The following is a 17,003-nucleotide window of genomic DNA, read 5'->3' on the forward strand; positions in this document are numbered from 1 at the left end:
CCGAGTTATTGTGCTGCGATGGGATCGGCTCGTAGGCACCTGGTTTGGGACTGGAACGGAACGCTGCTCAACGACCTCAGTCTGGTTGTCGCCTCGACGAACGTCGTGTTCGCCAGCGTCGGTGGACCGGTGGTCACGGCCGAGGAGCACCGGCTCGGGTTCCGCCGCCCGATCTCCGAGTACTACGCCGACGTGCTGGGCCGGGCGGTGGATACCGACGCGTTCGGCTCGCTCGACAAGATCTTCCATGACGCGTACCGGACCGGGTTGACCACCTGTGCGCTGGCCGACGATGCCACGACTGCGATGCGGTCCTGGACCGGCACCCAGTCGCTGCTGTCCATGTGGTTCCACGAGGAACTGGTCCCCGCCGTCGAGACGTACGGCCTGACCGCGATGTTCGACCGGATCGACGGCCTGCGGGGCACCGTCGGCGGCGACCACAAGGCCGACCATCTCGCACGTCACCTGGACGAACTCGGCATCGACGGCTCGTCGGTGGTGCTCATCGGCGACTCCATCGACGACGCCGACGCCGCCGACTCGGTCGGCGCCAGAAGCGTGCTCTACACCGGAGGCTTCACCGACCCCGCCCGCCTACGCGCCTCCGGCCGCCCGGTAGCCGACACCCTCACCGAAGCGGTCCACCTAGCCGCGAAGGTAGGCGAGGACGGCTAGGACTCGGCGGTGTTGTTCCTCGTCGGGGGGTAGGCGGAGCTTGGTGAAGATGTTTCGGACGTGCTTTTCGACCGCGCCGTCGCTGACCACCAGGGCGCGGGCGATGGCGGTGTTGGAACGGCCCTCGGCCATCAGGCCGAGCACCTCGCGCTCCCGCGGGGTCAACTCGCGCAGCGGGTCGTCGCGGCGACGGCGGACCAGCAGCTGGCCGACCACCTCCGGATCCAGCACGGTGCCACCGGCGGCGACCCGGCGCAGCGCGTCGAGGAACTCGTCGATCGCGGCCACCCGGTCCTTGAGCAGGTAGCCGATCCCGCCGCCGGCACCGGGTCCGGGGTTGACCGTGGCGAGCAGGTCGTCGGCGTACGAGACCTCGACGTACTGGGAGAGGACCAGGATCGGGGCGCGGGGGACCAGCCGCCGGGCTTCCACCGCCGCGCGGAGACCTTCGTCGGTGTGACTCGGCGGCATCCGTACGTCGACGATCGACACGTCGGGCAGGTGGGCAACCACCGCCTCGACCAGGGCGGTGCCGTCCCCGACCGCGGCGACCACCTCGTGGCCGTGCTCGGTCAGCAGTCGGGCCAGCCCCTCTCGGAGCAGGAACGCGTCGTCGGCGATCACTACACGCATGGCTCGGTTGTCTACCACGTTGTCGTCCGTCACGGCTTCACCGGCTCTGATCGTGATGGTGGTTTCGCTCGGCACGAGGGCTTGCGGTGCGGCCTCGGCGGGGAGGCTCGGTACGGGGGCCTGCGGCGCAAGCTCGGCGGGGAGGCTCAGCACGGGAGCTCGGCGCGGATCTCGGTCGGGCCGCCGGTCGGGCTGATCACGGTCAGGGTGCCGCCGGTGGCGCGTACGCGGTCGGCGATGCCGGCCAGCCCGTGACCCTTGGAGAGGTGGGCACCGCCCTCGCCGTCGTCGATCACCGCTATGTGCAACTGGCGGTCGGCGCGGGTGACGGTGAGCCAGCACTCGGTGGCCCGGCTGTGCTTGGCGACGTTGGTCAGGGCTTCGGCCACCACGAAGTAGGCGGCGTTCTCGACCGCCGGGTCGAGCCGGCCGGTGGGCGTACCGAGTTGCGGGTCGACGGTGAGCTCGACCGGGATCAGCCCCCGACCGGCCAGCGCGGCGAGCGCGCTGGGCAGGCCGCGGTCGACCAGGATCGGTGGCGCGATGCCACGGGAGAGCGCCCGCAGTTCGGCGAGGGTGTCCCGGGTCTGGGTCAGCGCCTCGTCGAGGGTGCGCCGGGCCGCCTCCGGGTCGGTGGCGAGTTGGTGCTGGGCACGGCTGATGTCCATGGCGAGCCGGACCAGGCGTTGCTGGGGGCCGTCGTGGATATCGCGTTCGAGCCGGCGCAGGGCGCTGGCCTCGGCGGAGACCGCGGCCCGCTTCTGTTCCTCCAGCACGGTGATCCGGTTGCGCATCTCGGCGACCCCGGTGAGCAGGGCCCGGCCGAAGCTTGCCTGGAGCAGTGCGCAGCCGCGGACCACGATCGGGAGGGTGATCAGGAAGAAGACACCGAAGGCGCTGTTCAGCCCGATCCGGGCGCCGGCCGAGTCGCCGAGGCCGAGCAGCTCGTTCAGACCCTCGTTGCCGTCGCCCTGCGGCAGGGTCCAGTCGTACGCCCAGTAGAGGGAGCCGCCGACGGCACCGGCCCACCATGCGACGGTGACGACGAAGGTGGCCGCGGCGACGATCAGTTTGACGCAGCCGTGCGCCAGGTCGAGCCAGGACTGGCCGTCGGCGATCGGTACGAAGATCCGCCGCCAGGCGTTGGCCTCGGGTTCGGGGCTGCGGTACTGGGGCCGGATCCGGGGCTGGTGCAGTACGGCGGGCAGGCGTCGCCGTTCGAGGTCGGCCCAGGCACGGGCGAGGTAGAGCGTGCCGGCGAGGATCGGGAGTCCGATCACCGTCACCATCAGGCCCACGCCCAGGGCCAGGCCGATGATCAATACGATGAAACTGGCCAGCGCGAGTGGGAACCCGAGCAACACGTACACCGAGTCGACGCCGAGTTGGCGCAGAATCGTGGACGGGGCCGGTTCGGCGTTGGCGGTGACGGTGGTCATGTCCTCCACGCTAGGCAACCGGGCGACCGGTCCATATCCCGTCGGCCTGCCTATTTCCGGTAGGGCTGGCCTCACCTGCGCCGGTCCTCGCAGACCCACGTTAGCTGGTCGAGTTGGCGAGAATAGTCGGAATTGAGCAATAATCGATATGGCGGAACCGAACCGCCCTGAAGCCGATCTTGTGAATGGAGTTCCTGGTGAAGCCGTGTCGCGGGGCTTCAAGATCGCGATTTGTGCACGTCTTCACAAGCGCCTACTCTGTTACTCCGACGAGCCCTGCTAGCACAGCCGGTCACAGCGGTCGCAAGCGGGAGCCCTGTAATGGCCCGCCACTCCGGCTGGTCGAGGATCGCACCGCACGGAGTCACATGAGTCAGCACCGCCCCGCAGGCGCGTCCGGGCGCGCCGGTGCCGTTCCAGCGCTTCCGGATCTCCCTGAGGCGACGGTCGCCCGGCTCCCCGAATACCTGCGTGCACTGCACAATCTCGCCGAAGCCGGTGACGACACCGTCTCCAGCGAGGGGCTGGCAGCCGCCGCCGGGGTGAACTCGGCGAAGCTCCGTAAGGATCTCTCGCACCTCGGCTCGTACGGCACGCGGGGGGTCGGTTACGACGTCGCCCTCCTGATCGACCAGATCGAGTACGTGCTCGGCCTCACCCAGCGGCGCGCGGTCGCGCTGGTCGGCGTGGGTAATCTCGGTCACGCGCTGGCCGGTTACGCCGGCTTCGCCAGCCGCGGTTTCCGGATCGCCGCCCTCTTCGACGCGGACCCGGCCCGGGTGGGTGAGGAGATCAACGGGCTGACCGTCCGGCACATCGACGACCTGCCGCTGACCGCGGCCGAAGAGGCGATCGCGATCGGGGTGATCGCCACCCCCGCCTCCGCCGCGCAGCGCGTCGCCGACCTGCTGGTGGCCGCCGGTGTGACCAGCATCCTCAACTTCGCGCCCTGTGTGCTCGGGGTGCCGGAGGGGGTGGACGTGCGCAAGGTCGACCTCGCGATCGAGTTGCAGATCCTTTCCTTCCACGAACATCGCAAGGCATCGTTGACCGCGTTGCCCGGTGGCCGGGCCGAGACCGATCCAGATCTCGCCGCCACCGGCACCGAGGACGTCACCGCCAGCGCCACCGGCACCGGCACCAAGGAACCCGCCCCGCCGGGCCGTCCCCGCTCGACCCGTACGGAGGTGGTCGGCTCGTGAACCTGCTCGTCGTCGGCGCGTCCTACCGCACCGCCCCGGTCGCCACGCTGGAGCGGCTCTCGGTCTCCACGGCCGACCTGCCCCGGATCCTCGACCGGCTGCTCGCCCAGACCTACATCGGCGAGGCCGTGGTGGTCTCGACCTGCAACCGGGTCGAGATCTACGCCGCGGTCTCCGGTTTCCACGGCGGTCTCGGCGACGTCTGCGAGGTGCTCGCCACCGAGGCGGGCTGCTCGCCCGCGGACCTGGCCAACCACCTCTACGTGCACTACGACGAGGCCGCGGTCGAGCACGTGTTCCGGGTGGCCACCGGGCTGGACTCGATGGTCGTCGGCGAGGCGCAGATCCTGGGCCAGCTCCGGGACGCCTACCACGTGGCGACCGAGGCGGACGCGACCGGCCGGCAGCTGCACGAGTTGATGCAGCAGGCGCTGCGGGTCGGCAAGCGGGCCCATGCCGAGACCGGCATCGACCAGGCGGGCCAGAGCGTGGTCACCGCCGCGTTGGAGATCGCCGCCAACCGGTTCGACGGGTCGTTGTCCGGCCGGCCGGCGCTGGTGATCGGCGCGGGTGCGATGGGTGCCCTGGCCGTGGCGACGCTGACCCGGATCGGGCTCGGGTCGATCGCGGTCACCAACCGGGGCGCGGACCGGGCGTCGCGGCTGGCCGAGGCGTACGGCGCGACCGCCGTACCCTTCGATGATCTTACCGTAGCCCTGTCCACTGTGGACATCGTAGTCACCGCCACCGCGGCGATCGAGCCGGTGCTCACCCGCGAGACGGTCGGCGCCGCGCTGGCCCGACGGGCCGCGAACGGGTCGTCCACCCCGCTGGTCCTGCTCGACCTCGCCGTACCCCGCGATGTCGACGCGGCCGTGGCCGAGCTGCCCGGCGTACTCGTGGTGGACATCGACCGGCTCGCGGCCGACCTCGCCGACGGACCCGTCGCCGCCGACGCCGCCGCGGTCGCCGACATCGTCACCAGCGAGGTGGCCGCCTTCCTCACCTGGCTGCGCGGCGCCGAGGTGGTGCCGACCGTGGCCGCCCTGCGCGCCCGCGCCGACGAGGTGGTCACCGCCGAGCTGCGCCGGCTCGCCCAGCGTCGCCCCGACCTCACCGACGACCAGCGGGCCGACGTGGCGCACACCGTGCACCGGGTGGTGCAGCGGCTGCTGCACTCGCCGACCGTGCGGGTCCGCCAGCTCGCCGCCGAGCCCGGCGGCGACCAGTACACCGCGCTGCTGCGCGAACTCTTCGACCTCGAGGTGCCGAACACCGCGCCGGTCGACACCGTCCCCGACATCGCTTCCCGGGTGTCGCTGCCAGCTCCCGGAGGTGACCGATGACCGCTCTACGCCTGGGTACCCGGGGCAGCGCCCTGGCCATGGCCCAGTCCGGCATGGTCGCCGACGCGGTCCGGGCCGCCACCGGCCGGGAGGTCGAACTGGTCGAGGTGGTCACCGCCGGTGACCGTTCCTCCGCCCCGGTGCAGCGGCTCGGCGTCGGCGTCTTCGTCTCGGCACTGCGCGACGCGCTGCTCGCGCGGGAGATCGACTTCGCCGTGCACTCGTACAAGGACCTGCCCACCGCGCCCGAGGAGGGCCTGTACATCGCGGCCGTACCCGAGCGCGAGGACCCGCGCGACGCGCTCGTCGCCCGGGACGGTCGCACCCTGGCCGAGTTGCCGCCCGGCGCGACCATCGGCACCGGCGCGCTGCGCCGGATCGCCCAACTGCACGCGCTCGGACTCCAGTTCGAGATCACCCCGATCCGCGGCAACGTCGACACCCGCGTCAAGCGTGTGCTCGGCCCGGACGCGGACCTTGACGCGGTGGTGCTCGCCCGTGCCGGACTGACCCGGCTCGGCCGTACCGCCGAGATCACCGAGACGCTCGATCCGATGCTGATGTTGCCCGCACCCGCCCAGGGTGCCCTCGCGGTCGAGTGCCGCGGCGACGACCAGGACCTGATCGAACTGCTCGCCCTGCTCGACCACGCGCCGACCCGGGCCGCGATCACCGCGGAACGGGCGTTGCTGGCCACCCTGGAGGCCGGCTGTAGCGCACCGGTCGCCGCATTCGCGGAACTCGCCGAGGGCGACGACGGCGATGAGATCTACCTGCGCGGGGCGGTGATCAGTCCGGACGGGGCCCGTGACCTCCGGCTGTCCCGCACCGGTACGCCCGCCGACGCCGAGGAGATCGGTAAGGCGCTCGCCGCCGAACTCCTCGACCGCGGCGCCGACTCGATCCTCGGTACGCCTTCGCACCCCGGCGCGAGGACCCAGCATTTTGGAGCACAGCCATGATCCGCACCCGTAAGCCCGCAGGCCACATCGCGTTCGTCGGGGCAGGCCCCGGCGACCCCGGCCTGCTGACCCGCCGGGCGCACGACGCGCTGGTCGAGGCGGACCAGGTCATCTTCGACCGGGGCGTTCCCGAGTCGCTGCTCGATGTCCTGCGCGCCGAGGCCAAGGAGGACGCCCAGTTCAGCCCGGCCGAGGGCGCCCCCGGCGATGTCGCCAAGGTACTGATCTCCGCGGCCCGTTCCGGGCTGTCGGCGGTGCACCTCGTCGCCGGTGACCCGTTCGGCCACGACTCGGTGGTCAAGGAGGTGCAGGCGGTCGTCCGTACCGCGGTGCACTTCGAGGTGGTCCCGGGCATCGGCCAGGCCGAGGGCGTGGCCAGCTACGCCGGGGTTCCGCTGCCGGGCGTACGCACCGCCGCCGACGTCGACGACGTCACCGCGCTGGACTTCGAGGCGCTCGCCGCCGCGGTCAACCGTGGTTCGCTCGCGCTCGCCGTGGACGCCGGTGACCTCGCCGCGGTCCGCGACGGCCTGCTCGCGGTCGGCGTCGACGGCGCCACCCCGGTCGGGGTGACCGGCGACGGCACCGGCGAGACGCAGTACACCACCACCTCGACCGTGGACAGCTTCGTCGCCGCCGCGCTCGGTTTCACCGGCCGGGTCGTACTCACCCTGGGTGCCGGGGTCAGCCAGCGGGACAAGCTGAGCTGGTGGGAGAACCGCCCGCTGTACGGCTGGAAGGTGCTGGTGCCGCGGACCAAGGAGCAGGCCGGCGTGATGAGCGCCCGGCTGCGCGCGTACGGGGCCATCCCGTGCGAGGTGCCGACGATCGCGGTCGAGCCGCCCCGTACCCCCGCTCAGATGGAGCGGGCGGTCAAGGGCCTGGTCGACGGCAGGTACGCCTGGGTGATCTTCACCTCGGTCAACGCCGTACGCGCGGTCTGGGAGAAGTTCGCCGAGCACGGCCTGGACGCCCGCCACTTCGGTGGCGTCAAGATCGCCTGTATCGGCGAGGCCACCGCCGACGCGGTCCGCGCGTTCGGCATCCAGCCCGAGCTGGTGCCGGCCGGGGACCAGTCCTCGGAGGGCCTGCTGGCCGAGTTCTCCCCGCACGACGAGATCCTCGACCCGGTCGGCCGGGTGCTGCTGCCGCGCGCCGACATCGCGACCGAGACCCTCGCCGCCGGGCTGACCGAGCGGGGCTGGGAGGTCGACGACGTGACCGCCTACCGGACCGTCCGGGCGGCCCCGCCGCCGGCCGAGATCCGGGACGCGATCAAGTCCGGCGGCTTCGACGCGGTCCTGTTCACGTCCTCATCGACAGTGCGCAATTTAGTGGGTATCGCGGGCAAGCCGCACCCTCGTACGGTGGTCGCAGTGATCGGACCGAAGACGGCCGAGACGGCGACCGAGTTTGGCCTGCGGGTTGATGCCCAGCCGACCAACGCCTCGGTGCCCGACCTCGTCGAGGCACTCGCCTCGTACGCCGTCGAACTGCGCGAGAAGCTGGCGGCGATGCCGGCGAAGCAACGCCGTGGCTCGAAGGTGCAGGGGCCGACCGCGTTGCGGTTCCGCTGACCAACCGAGGAACGGTCGGGGCGACCAGTCGGGTCGCGCCGACCGGTCGTACAGGAGGGCTCATGTCGTACCCCGACATCCGGCCGCGACGGTTGCGGCGTACCCCGGCGATCCGCCGGCTGGTGAGCGAGACCCGGGTGGCGCCGGCCGAGCTGGTGCTGCCGATGTTCGTCAAGGAAGGCCTGGCCGAACCCCGGCCGATCGCGACCCTGCCGGGAGTGCTGCAACACTCCCGCGACTCGCTGCGCAAGGCGGCGGTCGAGGCGGTCCGGGCCGGGGTCGGCGGCATCATGCTGTTCGGGGTGCCGGCCACCCGCGACGAGCGGGGCTCCGGTGGGACCGACCCGGACGGCATTCTCAACGTGGCGCTGCGGGACCTCTCCGCCGAGCTGGGTGACAGCACGGTGCTGATGAGCGACCTGTGCCTGGACGAGTTCACCTCGCACGGGCACTGCGGCCTGCTCGCCCCGGACGGCAGCGTCGACAACGACGCGACGCTGGCCTCGTACGCCGAGATGGCCGTGGTGCAGGCGGCATCCGGCGCCCAGATGGTCGGGCCGTCCGGGATGATGGACGGCCAGGTCGGCGTGGTCCGCCGGGCCCTCGACGCGGCCGGCTACCAGGACACCTCGGTCCTGGCGTACGCGGTGAAGTACGCCTCGGCGTTCTTCGGCCCGTTCCGGGACGCGGTCGAGTCCGCGCTGCAGGGCGACCGGAAGAGCTACCAGCAGGACCCGGCGAACCTGCGGGAGTCCCTGCGCGAGGTGCAGCTCGACATCGCCGAGGGCGCCGATCTGGTGATGGTGAAGCCGGCGGGGCCCTACCTCGACGTGCTGGCCGCGGTCCGCGACTCGGTGGACGTGCCGGTCGCCGCCTACCAGGTCTCCGGCGAGTACGCGATGGTCGAGGCCGCCGCGGCGAACGGTTGGATCGACCGGGAGCGGGCGATCATGGAGTCGCTCACCTCGATCCGCCGGGCCGGGGCACAGGTCATCCTCACCTACTGGGCCGTCGAGGCGGCCAAGATGCTGCGCGAGAGCTACTGATCCTGCGCGGACCGGCCGGGGGCCGGCGCTACGGCGTGCCGACCCCGGAGGCGTCCAGCCGGTGCACCAGTTCGGCCACGTTCACGCCGTACTCACACCAGTCCCGTTCGGCCCGGAAACCCAGCTCCGCGTTGACTTTGATCATCGGCTCGTTGGCCTGCGCGTTCCAGGTCTGCACCTCGGCCAGGTCGGGCTCGGCCGTACGCAGCTCGAACAGCATCCGGGCCTTGATCGCCCGGTCGATGCCGTAACCGCGGTGGTCCTGGACCACGATCGTGTCGTACTGGTCGGCCCGAGTCGGATGCTGGGCCGGCACCACCACCTCGGTCAGGCCGGCCACCTCGCCGCTGCTCTCGTGCACGGCGAGCACGATGTACGGCTTCATGCCCCGACGGTGCAGGCAGCTCAGGCTGTCCTTCAGCCGTTGCGGGTCGTAGGAACTCGGCCGCAGGTCCAGGTCGCCGTCGTCGATGTCGCGGATCTCGGCCTTGGCCCGCGCGTACGCGACGAGCATGTCGTCCGGCGGTCCGCCCGGGTAGAACTCCAGCCGGTAGCCGCTGCCGATGCCCCGCGCCATCTCCTCCAGCGTCACCCAGTCCACCGTGGACAGGGGCAGCACGCTGCGGGTCTCGACGTACTCCCGGGCAAAGCCGAGCGCCTCGAAGAAGTGGATCGCCGGGGTGTCCCCGATGACCTCGACCCCGAGCGAGGAGAAGCCCTCCTGGTACGTCCGCCGGGCGGCCTTGGCCAGCAGTTCCCGTCCCAGCCCCCGCCGCCGCGCGTCCGGGTGCACGAGTACGTCGATCACACCGATGTCGCCGAGCAGCAGGACGTGAATGTGACCCATGATCCTGCCGGCCGTGCCGTCGGCGGCCGGTTCTTCCTGTGCGATCCAGGAAATCCGCCGTTCGCCCGGCATCACCTCGGCGAGATACTCCCGAAGTGAGCTGTTCCGCCATTGAGGATCTGCCGGAAGGTCCGCCGCGAAGGCCGCGTTGACAGTGTCCAGCAACGACTCGATCTCGGCGGACGACGCGGTCCGGGGATCCCACTCGCGCACCATCACGAGTACAGCTTGCCGCTAACCGCAGTCTGGCGAAAGTGGCCAATTCTTCAATGTACGTGGACCATTACGCTACGTCTAGACTACGCCCGGCTGTTGGCACCGTACTCGTTGGCCTTGTTGAACACGTCCTGAGCGTAAACCTGCAGGTTGTTGTAGGAGAGGATGGCGTTCCACCAGTCCTCGGGCACGGTGAGATTTCGGGTTCCCTTGCACAGATAGTTACCGGCTGCGAGGGCTGCGTCATCCAGGTCCTGCGGGTTCTTCACCCCGTCGTTGTCGGCGTCGACGCCGCTTTCCTGCCACGTGGTGGGGATGAACTGCATCGGGCCGACCGCCCGGTCGTACGTGACATCGCCGTCCAGCAGGCCGCGATCGGTGTCCACGATCCGCATTCGGTTTCCCTGGCCGTCCAACGGCTCACCGATGATCTTCGGTGTGGACGCTCCGTTCGCGTCGAGCTGTGCGCCGTTCGCGGTCCCGTGTCTCGACTCGACATAGCCGATGGCGGCCAATGTGGTCCAGGTGAGCTTGCAGGCCGGCTTGGTCTGCGCGAGTACGAGTTCGGCGTAGCCGTACGCCTGCATCGCCATCGGGGCCACCCCGGTCCGGGCGGAGGCCTGCTGGGCCCAACTGGTGAGGACCTCCGCCGGTCGGGCGGTCGGCGGCAGCGCGCCGGGCAGGCCGTTGGTCGGCTGCGGGCTGACCGGCAGGCCGGCGCCGTCGGTGGGTGCGAGCGAGCCGTCCGGCCCGATGGCCGGTGCGCTGAGGTCGGGGTTGGGGCCACTGGCGCCGCCGGCACGCGACGGCGGCACGTGCGAGGTCGCCGGGATCAGCACCCCGCCGGCCAGCCCGGCTGCCGCGATCAGCGCCAGGATGAACAGCGCGGGCAGGACGAGCCGTCCGCTGCCGCCGGTGGACCAGGTCCGGACCGCACGGGTGGTCGCGGCGGGGATCTGGCGGGGCGGTGGGAAGCGGCGTACGGCGTGCGCGAACGGCACCCGGATCCGTCGACGGCGGCCGGTCGCGCCCGCCGGGGTGGCGTCGCCGCCGGTCGCACCGTCCGGGCTCGGTGTGCTCGTGCCCGACTCGGTCGCGGTCTTCGTCCCCGGCTCACCGTCGGCCGCCCCGGCCTCGGTGGCCTTCGGGTCGGCGCTGTCATCGGCCTTCGGGTCGGCGCTCTCGCTGGCGGCCGGCTTTCCGCCGTCCGGTGCGGCGTCGCGCGGTGCGGTGGCGGCCTTCGGGTCGGCCGGGTCGGCGTCGGCGGCCAAGGAATCGACCGGTGGGGTCTCGGCCTCCGGGGCGGCGGGGTCAACCGCGGTCGGGGAGGCGGCCTTCGGGTCGGCCGGCTCGGGCGCGGCCTGCTCCGCGTCGGTCCGTCCGGCGTCGACCGCCGGGGTCGCAACGGTGCCTTTCGGCGACCGAGCGTCGGCTTCGCCGACTGCCGGCTCCGCAGCGGGAGTGGCGGCATCGGCCGGCTTCGCGGCGGTGGCTGCCGGGCGGACCGGATCCGGCGCCGCTCCCGAACTCGCGAGCGGTCCGTCGAGCAGTGGTACGGCCGGTCGCAGCGGCCGGACCGCCGAACTGTCCGCGCTGTCCGTCACCTGTTCTTCCCCGTCCGCCACGCGTCGAGTATTACCCATCCGGGGAAAATCGTCAGGTGCGGTCGTACCCTGTTGCCATGCCCCGGTATGAGTTCCGCTGCCGCGCCTGCGGTGACACGTTCGAGATGAATCGACCGATGGCCGAGGCGTCCGCGCCCGCGGCCTGCCCGCAGGGCCACGACGACACGGTGAAGCTGCTCTCCGCGGTGTCGGTGACCGGTCGCGGCGGTTCGGCGACGGGTGGCTCGACGGGGGCTGGTCCGTCCGGTGGCGGCGGCTGCTGTGGCGGCGCGTGCGGTTGCTGAGCGGTCGTCCGCTGCTCGCCCGCTCCACGGCCCTGCGGTAACTGTGCATAATGCCCGATGTGCCGTGAACGTCTAAATTGCTCAGGGAGCAGAGATTTAGTCGTTCTTCCATGGTCACGTAGCGGGTTGGCACCTTGGGGCGGTCATGCCCCGTCCGTTCCTACGATGCGCTGTGACGTCGAAGTGCGGCAGCATGAACGCGACTTCCAGGGGGCGGAGGTTCCACGCATGTCGGTACGGATCCACCTGCCGAGTGGGCTGGTGACTTTCATGTTCACCGACATCGAGGGCTCAACCCGGTTGGCCCAGATGCTCGGTTCGGGCTATCGCCCGGTGCTCAGTGAGCATCGACGGCTGCTCCGCTCCACGCTGGCCGCGAGCGACGGCACGGAGCTGTTCACCGAGGGCGACTCGTTCTTCATCGCGTTCGCCGACGCGGCCGCCGCGCTCGACGCCTGCCTGACCGCACAACGCGCGCTGGCCAGCCACGAATGGCCCACCCCCGAGGCCACCCCGCGGGTACGGATGGGACTGCACACCGGACACGCCGAGCCGCTCGCCGGTGAGTACGCCAGCGCCGAGGTGCACCGCGCGGCCCGGATCGCCGCGGCGGCGCACGGCGGGCAGGTGCTCTGCTCCGGCGCCACCGCTCGGCACGCGGCACCGCTGCCGCCCGGCGCCTCCCTGCTCGACCTGGGACTGCACCGGCTGCGCGGCTTCGACGACCGGGAACGCCTCTTCCAGTTGGTCGCCCCGGGCCTGGAGCGCCAGTTCCCCCGACCGCGCACCGCGGACGCCGTACCGCACAACCTGCCGACCCAGGTCACCTCGTTCGTCGGCCGCCGTGCGGAACGTACCGAGCTGGACCGGCTGGTCAACGAACACCGGCTGGTCACCGTCGTCGGTGCGGGTGGTGCGGGCAAGACCCGGCTCGCGGTCGAGGTGGCCGGGGCCGACGTGGAGACGTACCCGGACGGGATCTGGTTCGTCGACATCGCCGCGGTGACCGATCCGGGCCTGGTGGCCTTTGCCATCGCCGCAGTGCTCGGCCTGCGGCCCGAACCCGGTCGGCCGATGTCGGAGACCCTGGTCGAGTACGCCGCATCGCGACGCATGCTGCTCCTGCTCGACACCTGTGACGCCCAGCCGGCCGCCTGCGCCGAGGTCATCGCCCGGCTGCTCACCGGCGGCAGCGGCGTACGCGTGCTGGTGACCAGCCGCGAGTCGCTGGGCCTGCCGGGTGAGGTGGTGTGGCGGATCCCGCCGCTCTCGGTGGAACCGGGACCGGGCGGCGGTCCCAGCGACGCGATCGCGTTGCTGCTGGACCGCACCGTGGCCGCCCGCGGCGGCCGGCGCTCCACCCCCGCCGAGTCCGCCGACCTGGAACGGGTGGTGGCCCGGTTGGACGGGCTCCCGCTGGCGATCGAGCTGGCCGCCGCCCGGCTGCGGGTGCTCTCGGCCAGCCAGCTCGCCGGCCGACTCGACGACGTGCTCGGCGCGCTGGACGCCGGGCGGGACGAGCCGGAGCAGCCGAGCGAGCCCGCGCCCCGGTGGATCGCCAACCAGCACGACACCGTCGACCTGGCCGCCGCTGCCCTGGACGTGGCCCCGGTGGCCGCCGCCCGGGCCGCCCAACGTTCGGCGACCCAGCGACACGTCACCATGCAGGCGACCGTCACCTGGTCGTACCGCACGCTCGGGCCCCGCGCCGCGCGGCTGCTGCGCTGGCTCGCGGTCTTCTCCGGCCCGGTCGACCTGGCCACCGTGGAGTGGTTGCTGGACGACGACCCGCTCGACCCGCTGTCGGTGCTGGCGGACAAGTCGATGATCCAGGTCGAGCCGAACGTCTCCGGCAGCACCTACCGGATGCTCGACCCGATCCGCGCGTACGCGGCTCGCCGGCTGGTCGACGCGGGTGAGGAGCAGAGCGCCCGGGACCGGCACGTCGCCTGGTCGCTGCACGCGCTGGAGCGGGCGTACCTCGGGCCGGACGACCGCCCGGTCACCCTCTCGCTGTACGCGCTCGACCCGCTCGCCGACGAGATGCGGGCCGCGCTGCGCTGGACCGCGACCGGCGGCAGTGCCCGCGAGGGACTGCGCCTGGCCGGTGGGCTCGACCAGTGGTGGCGCGAGCGTGGCCTGGCCCGGGAGGGACGGCTCTGGCTGTTCCGACTCTACGGTCGGATCGCCGAGACCGGCGAGCGGATTCCCGAGGCGGAGCTGGCTGCGGCGTACCACATGCACTCGTTGCACGCCGGGGCGGACGGCGAGTTCGCCGAGGAACTGCGCTTCTCGCAACGCGCCGAGTCGGCCGCCCGGCAGGCCGGTGACGCCGGCCTCCAGGCCCGGGTGTTGGCCGGCAGGGCAGCGCCACTGATCGACATGGGACAACTCGTCGAGGCCGAGCGGGTCTGCCGCGAGGTGATCGCCTGGGCGCACCAGAACGACGTCTCCGGTGACGCGTTGTTCGCCGTCTACAGCCTGGCCGAACTGCTCTGGCGACGCTGCGCGTTGGACGAGGCGGCCGAGTTGCTCGGTGCCGCCCGGCCGGTGGAGGCGGCCCGCCCGACCGAGCGGGCCCGGCGGTCGGTCGACATGCTGCTCGGCATGGTGGCGCTGTCCCGGGGTGACCTGGTCGCCGCGCACGACCACCTGGTGGTCGCGCTCCGGTCCCGGATGGGGCACGGATTCCACGGACGCGCCTGCGACACCATCAACGCGATCGCGGTGCGCTGCGCGTGGGGCGGTGACCCGATCACCGCCGCCCGCCTGTTCGGCGCGGCCCAGGCGACCCGGTCCGCGATGCGCAGCACGGCCGGCATGTTCGGCCAGTATTGGCTGGAGGAGCAGGCCGGCCTGCGCGGGGTGCTGGGCGACGTGGCGTTCGACGCGGCCTACGCGGAGGGGGCCGAGTTGACGCTGGAGGAGGCGGCAGCGGTGGCGCTCGCGGTCGACCACCCCGACCTGGCTGCCGGATCGATCCGGTTCTCCGGCGTCGAGCAGGCGGCCCAGCGGTCGAGGGCAGGGCGCGGGTCGGTGCAGACCGACCCGGCGCGCGAAGCCCTCGACCGCCGTGAGCATCCCGGTTCCTGACGGACCGGTCCGCCCCGCCCGGCCGGGCTCACAGGGTGAGCCCGGCCGACCGGTGAACCTTCTCGGTGGACGAGCCGGGGACGAACCTCAGTGGACGAGCCCGGCACTGCGCTCGGCGTCGGACTTCATCTTGGCCGCCCGGTCCAGGTCGGCCTGGCTCACGGCGACCTTGCCGAAGACCTTGACCGCCTGGTAGTACGTCCACGCCAGGCTGATGCAGGCCGGGCGTACGACCGAGTTGTACGTGGCGCAGGAGCGCTTCAGGTCCTCGTAGAAGGCGCTGTCCAGCCGGGACTTGTTGGCCGGGAACTGGCCGATCGCCTTGAAGTTGCGGTATCCGAAGTCGTGCCGGTAGCAGGAGAGCTCGAAGTTGAAGCCGAGGGGGTTGTCCGGGCTCGACGAGCAGTAGTCGGTGGACCAGTCGAAGTTGTAGTCGGCCCACGGTGCCCGGTTGGTCCGGGCGGCGTTCCAGTTGCCGTAGCTGCCGGCGCTGGTCTGGGTCCAACTGGTCAGTACGGAGAGCTTCTGAGCGGGTGTCACCGCGGCTGCGGGCGAGGCGACGCCGAGTACGCCGAGCAGGGCAAACGCTGCGGCGGCGAGCATTGTGGTCAACCGACGGGGCATGGGGGGATACCTCCGGGACGAGTGACGCCCCTGGTGGGGGCATCGGGGGGACGGGGGTTTGTTACCGGTGGGTACCGGGTCCGTCCAGTCTCGGTTAATCGCCGGACGTCGATCTCGACCTGGCATGAATATTTGCCGACATGCGTCGAAACAGGCGAATGTGCGGTGGGTGCCGTGGCTCGGCCGCGACGCCGGCCGGCGTGGTGTCGGCGCCGGAGTCGGCCGCCCGTGCAGTCCCGGCCGCCCCTACCCGCTATGTTGTGGGCGTGCAGCAGAGTGTGGCGACCGGGGCCGGCCCGCTGTGATCCATTTCCCCGCCGTCCGGCAGGGCCCGTTACGCGCCCTCAGCCTGCGACTTCTCGCCGCGATCGGCCTGGTGTTGATCATCGTCTTCGTGGTCTACCTGGACCGGGACGGCTACCGGGACGTCAACGAGGACAACCTCACCCTGCTCGACTCCGCCTACTACGCGGTGGTCACCCTCTCGACCACCGGCTACGGCGACATCACCCCGACCTCGCCCTCGGCCCGGTTGGTAAACGTCCTGATCATCACCCCGGCCCGGGTGCTGTTCCTGATCATCCTGGTCGGCACGACGCTGGAAGTCCTGACCGAGCAGTACCGCACCAACCTCCGCATGACGCGGTGGAGGAAAACTGTGAAAGACCACGTCATCATCTGCGGTTACGGCACCAAGGGCCGCAGTGCCATCAGTGCCCTGCTGGAAACCGACTACGACAAGTCGAAGATCGTCGTGGTCGAGCGCAGCGCGACCGCCGTGCGGCAGGCCACCGCGGCCGGACTGGTCGCCATCGAGGGCTCGGCCACCCGGTCCTCGGTGCTCAACGAGGCACACGTCAAGAACGCCAAAGCGGTGATCATCGCCACCGACAGCGACGACGCGTCGGTCCTGGTCGCGCTCACCGTACGGCAGCTCACCGCCGGTCAGGTACGGATCATCGCGGCCGTACGGGAGGCCGAGAACGCGCCGCTGCTGAAGCAGAGCGGCGCGCACCACGTGATCGTCTCGTCGGCCACGGCCGGTCGCCTGCTCGGCCTCTCCACCTCCGCCCCGCCGCTGATCGACGTGGTCGAGGACCTGCTCACCCCGGGCCAGGGCATGGCGTTGGCCATGCGCTCGGCCGAGCGGCACGAGGTCGGCACCTCGCCCCGCGAGGTCGAGGCGCTGGTCATCGCGCTGATCCGGCGCGGCAAGGTGGTCTCGGTGGTGGAGCCGGCCGGGGTACGGATCGAGACCGGGGACATGCTGGTCTACGTACGCGACGACCGTACGTCCACCTCCTCGTCGACGGCCTGACCGCTCCCGCCCGTACAACGTCGACGGGCCGCACGGTTTTCCGTGCGGCCCGGACACGTGCCGCTCGGTGCCGAGCACGTAGAGGCCACCGGCGTCGGTGACCTCGTCGGCCT

General features: G+C 71.5%; 13 protein-coding genes and 1 pseudogene. 9 read left to right on the forward strand and 5 right to left on the reverse strand.

Annotated elements, in window-relative coordinates; genetic code table 11:
• Nucleotides 1-18: 18 nt before the first annotated feature.
• Nucleotides 19-678, forward strand: a complete 660-nt coding sequence (locus AB0J90_RS32960; RefSeq protein ID WP_363602710.1) for an HAD hydrolase-like protein — start codon at nucleotides 19-21, stop codon at nucleotides 676-678.
• Here the strand turns inward: AB0J90_RS32960 and AB0J90_RS32965 are convergent.
• Both AB0J90_RS32965 and AB0J90_RS32970 read right to left on the reverse strand, forming a co-directional pair.
• On the reverse strand, nucleotides 649-1,311 hold the full coding sequence (locus tag AB0J90_RS32965) for a response regulator transcription factor (protein WP_363602712.1): 663 nt from the start codon (nucleotides 1,309-1,311) through the stop codon (nucleotides 649-651). The two genes, AB0J90_RS32960 and AB0J90_RS32965, sit on opposite strands and share 30 nt — an antisense overlap.
• 146 nt (nucleotides 1,312-1,457) lie before the next feature.
• Complete coding sequence (locus tag AB0J90_RS32970; protein ID WP_363602714.1) at nucleotides 1,458-2,750, reverse strand: sensor histidine kinase; 1,293 nt, start codon at nucleotides 2,748-2,750, stop codon at nucleotides 1,458-1,460.
• Nucleotides 2,751-3,118: 368 nt separating this feature from the next.
• Here AB0J90_RS32970 and AB0J90_RS32975 point away from each other — a divergent pair.
• The 5 genes and pseudogenes from AB0J90_RS32975 to hemB form a co-directional block, all read left to right on the forward strand.
• A pseudogene (locus AB0J90_RS32975) lies at nucleotides 3,119-3,811 on the forward strand (redox-sensing transcriptional repressor Rex); the annotation flags it as partial.
• Between the two features lie 137 nt (nucleotides 3,812-3,948).
• Nucleotides 3,949-5,298, forward strand: coding sequence for a glutamyl-tRNA reductase (locus AB0J90_RS32980; RefSeq protein ID WP_363602716.1), 1,350 nt, complete (start codon nucleotides 3,949-3,951; stop codon nucleotides 5,296-5,298).
• Nucleotides 5,295-6,260 carry a hydroxymethylbilane synthase gene (hemC, locus tag AB0J90_RS32985; RefSeq protein ID WP_363602719.1) on the forward strand — a complete coding sequence of 322 codons (966 nt, stop codon included), beginning with the start codon at nucleotides 5,295-5,297 and terminating at the stop codon, nucleotides 6,258-6,260. Before AB0J90_RS32980 ends, hemC begins: the two co-directional genes overlap by 4 nt.
• Nucleotides 6,257-7,837 carry a uroporphyrinogen-III synthase gene (locus tag AB0J90_RS32990; protein WP_326562390.1) on the forward strand — a complete coding sequence of 527 codons (1,581 nt, stop codon included), beginning with the start codon at nucleotides 6,257-6,259 and terminating at the stop codon, nucleotides 7,835-7,837. The genes hemC and AB0J90_RS32990 overlap by 4 nt, the downstream gene beginning before the upstream one ends.
• A 62-nt stretch (nucleotides 7,838-7,899) precedes the next feature.
• Nucleotides 7,900-8,883, forward strand: a complete 984-nt coding sequence (hemB, locus tag AB0J90_RS32995) for a porphobilinogen synthase (RefSeq protein ID WP_363602722.1) — start codon at nucleotides 7,900-7,902, stop codon at nucleotides 8,881-8,883.
• 28 nt (nucleotides 8,884-8,911) lie between these two features.
• On the opposite strand, the gene AB0J90_RS33000 is transcribed toward hemB, so the two are convergent.
• Together AB0J90_RS33000 and AB0J90_RS33005 are read right to left on the reverse strand one after the other, a co-directional pair.
• A complete protein-coding gene (locus AB0J90_RS33000; protein ID WP_363602742.1) occupies nucleotides 8,912-9,946 on the reverse strand; it encodes a GNAT family N-acetyltransferase in 1,035 nt (344 codons plus the stop codon).
• An 83-nt stretch (nucleotides 9,947-10,029) separates the two neighbouring features.
• Nucleotides 10,030-11,571: a lytic murein transglycosylase gene (locus AB0J90_RS33005; protein WP_363602724.1), complete on the reverse strand. Its 1,542-nt coding sequence runs from the start codon at nucleotides 11,569-11,571 to the stop codon at nucleotides 10,030-10,032.
• Between the two features lie 56 nt (nucleotides 11,572-11,627).
• On the opposite strand from AB0J90_RS33005, the gene AB0J90_RS33010 reads away from it, so the two are divergent.
• Nucleotides 11,628-11,855 carry a zinc ribbon domain-containing protein gene (locus tag AB0J90_RS33010; protein WP_363602727.1) on the forward strand — a complete coding sequence of 76 codons (228 nt, stop codon included), beginning with the start codon at nucleotides 11,628-11,630 and terminating at the stop codon, nucleotides 11,853-11,855.
• Nucleotides 11,856-12,083: 228 nt separating this feature from the next.
• Nucleotides 12,084-14,948, forward strand: a complete 2,865-nt coding sequence (locus tag AB0J90_RS33015; RefSeq protein ID WP_363602729.1) for an adenylate/guanylate cyclase domain-containing protein — start codon at nucleotides 12,084-12,086, stop codon at nucleotides 14,946-14,948.
• Between the two features lie 87 nt (nucleotides 14,949-15,035).
• Here AB0J90_RS33015 and AB0J90_RS33020 read toward each other — a convergent pair whose 3' ends face one another.
• A complete protein-coding gene (locus AB0J90_RS33020; RefSeq protein ID WP_363602731.1) occupies nucleotides 15,036-15,572 on the reverse strand; it encodes a phospholipase in 537 nt (178 codons plus the stop codon).
• Between the two features lie 301 nt (nucleotides 15,573-15,873).
• On the opposite strand from AB0J90_RS33020, the gene AB0J90_RS33025 reads away from it, so the two are divergent.
• Nucleotides 15,874-16,890 (forward strand): potassium channel family protein, encoded by a 1,017-nt coding sequence (locus tag AB0J90_RS33025; protein WP_363602734.1) that lies wholly within the window; start codon nucleotides 15,874-15,876, stop codon nucleotides 16,888-16,890.
• Nucleotides 16,891-17,003: the final 113 nt, after the last annotated feature.

Origin of the sequence: Micromonospora sp. NPDC049523, from assembly GCF_040676775.1 — a bacterium.
Taxonomy (GTDB): Bacteria; Actinomycetota; Actinomycetes; order Mycobacteriales; family Micromonosporaceae; genus Micromonospora_G.

Bases quoted from the DNA above. Each gene is read 5' to 3' on its own strand.
- AB0J90_RS32990 (WP_326562390.1), top strand. From the start codon at position 6,257: ATGATCCGCACCCGTAAGCCCGCAGGCCACATCGCGTTCGTCGGGGCA.
- AB0J90_RS33000 (WP_363602742.1), bottom strand. From the start codon at position 9,946: ATGGTGCGCGAGTGGGATCCCCGGACCGCGTCGTCCGCCGAGATCGAG.
- hemB (WP_363602722.1), top strand. From the start codon at position 7,900: ATGTCGTACCCCGACATCCGGCCGCGACGGTTGCGGCGTACCCCGGCG.
- hemC (WP_363602719.1), top strand. From the start codon at position 5,295: ATGACCGCTCTACGCCTGGGTACCCGGGGCAGCGCCCTGGCCATGGCC.
- AB0J90_RS33020 (WP_363602731.1), bottom strand. From the start codon at position 15,572: ATGCCCCGTCGGTTGACCACAATGCTCGCCGCCGCAGCGTTTGCCCTG.
- AB0J90_RS32970 (WP_363602714.1), bottom strand. From the start codon at position 2,750: ATGACCACCGTCACCGCCAACGCCGAACCGGCCCCGTCCACGATTCTG.
- AB0J90_RS33010 (WP_363602727.1), top strand. From the start codon at position 11,628: ATGCCCCGGTATGAGTTCCGCTGCCGCGCCTGCGGTGACACGTTCGAG.
- AB0J90_RS32965 (WP_363602712.1), bottom strand. From the start codon at position 1,311: ATGCGTGTAGTGATCGCCGACGACGCGTTCCTGCTCCGAGAGGGGCTG.
- AB0J90_RS33015 (WP_363602729.1), top strand. From the start codon at position 12,084: ATGTCGGTACGGATCCACCTGCCGAGTGGGCTGGTGACTTTCATGTTC.
- AB0J90_RS32960 (WP_363602710.1), top strand. From the start codon at position 19: ATGGGATCGGCTCGTAGGCACCTGGTTTGGGACTGGAACGGAACGCTG.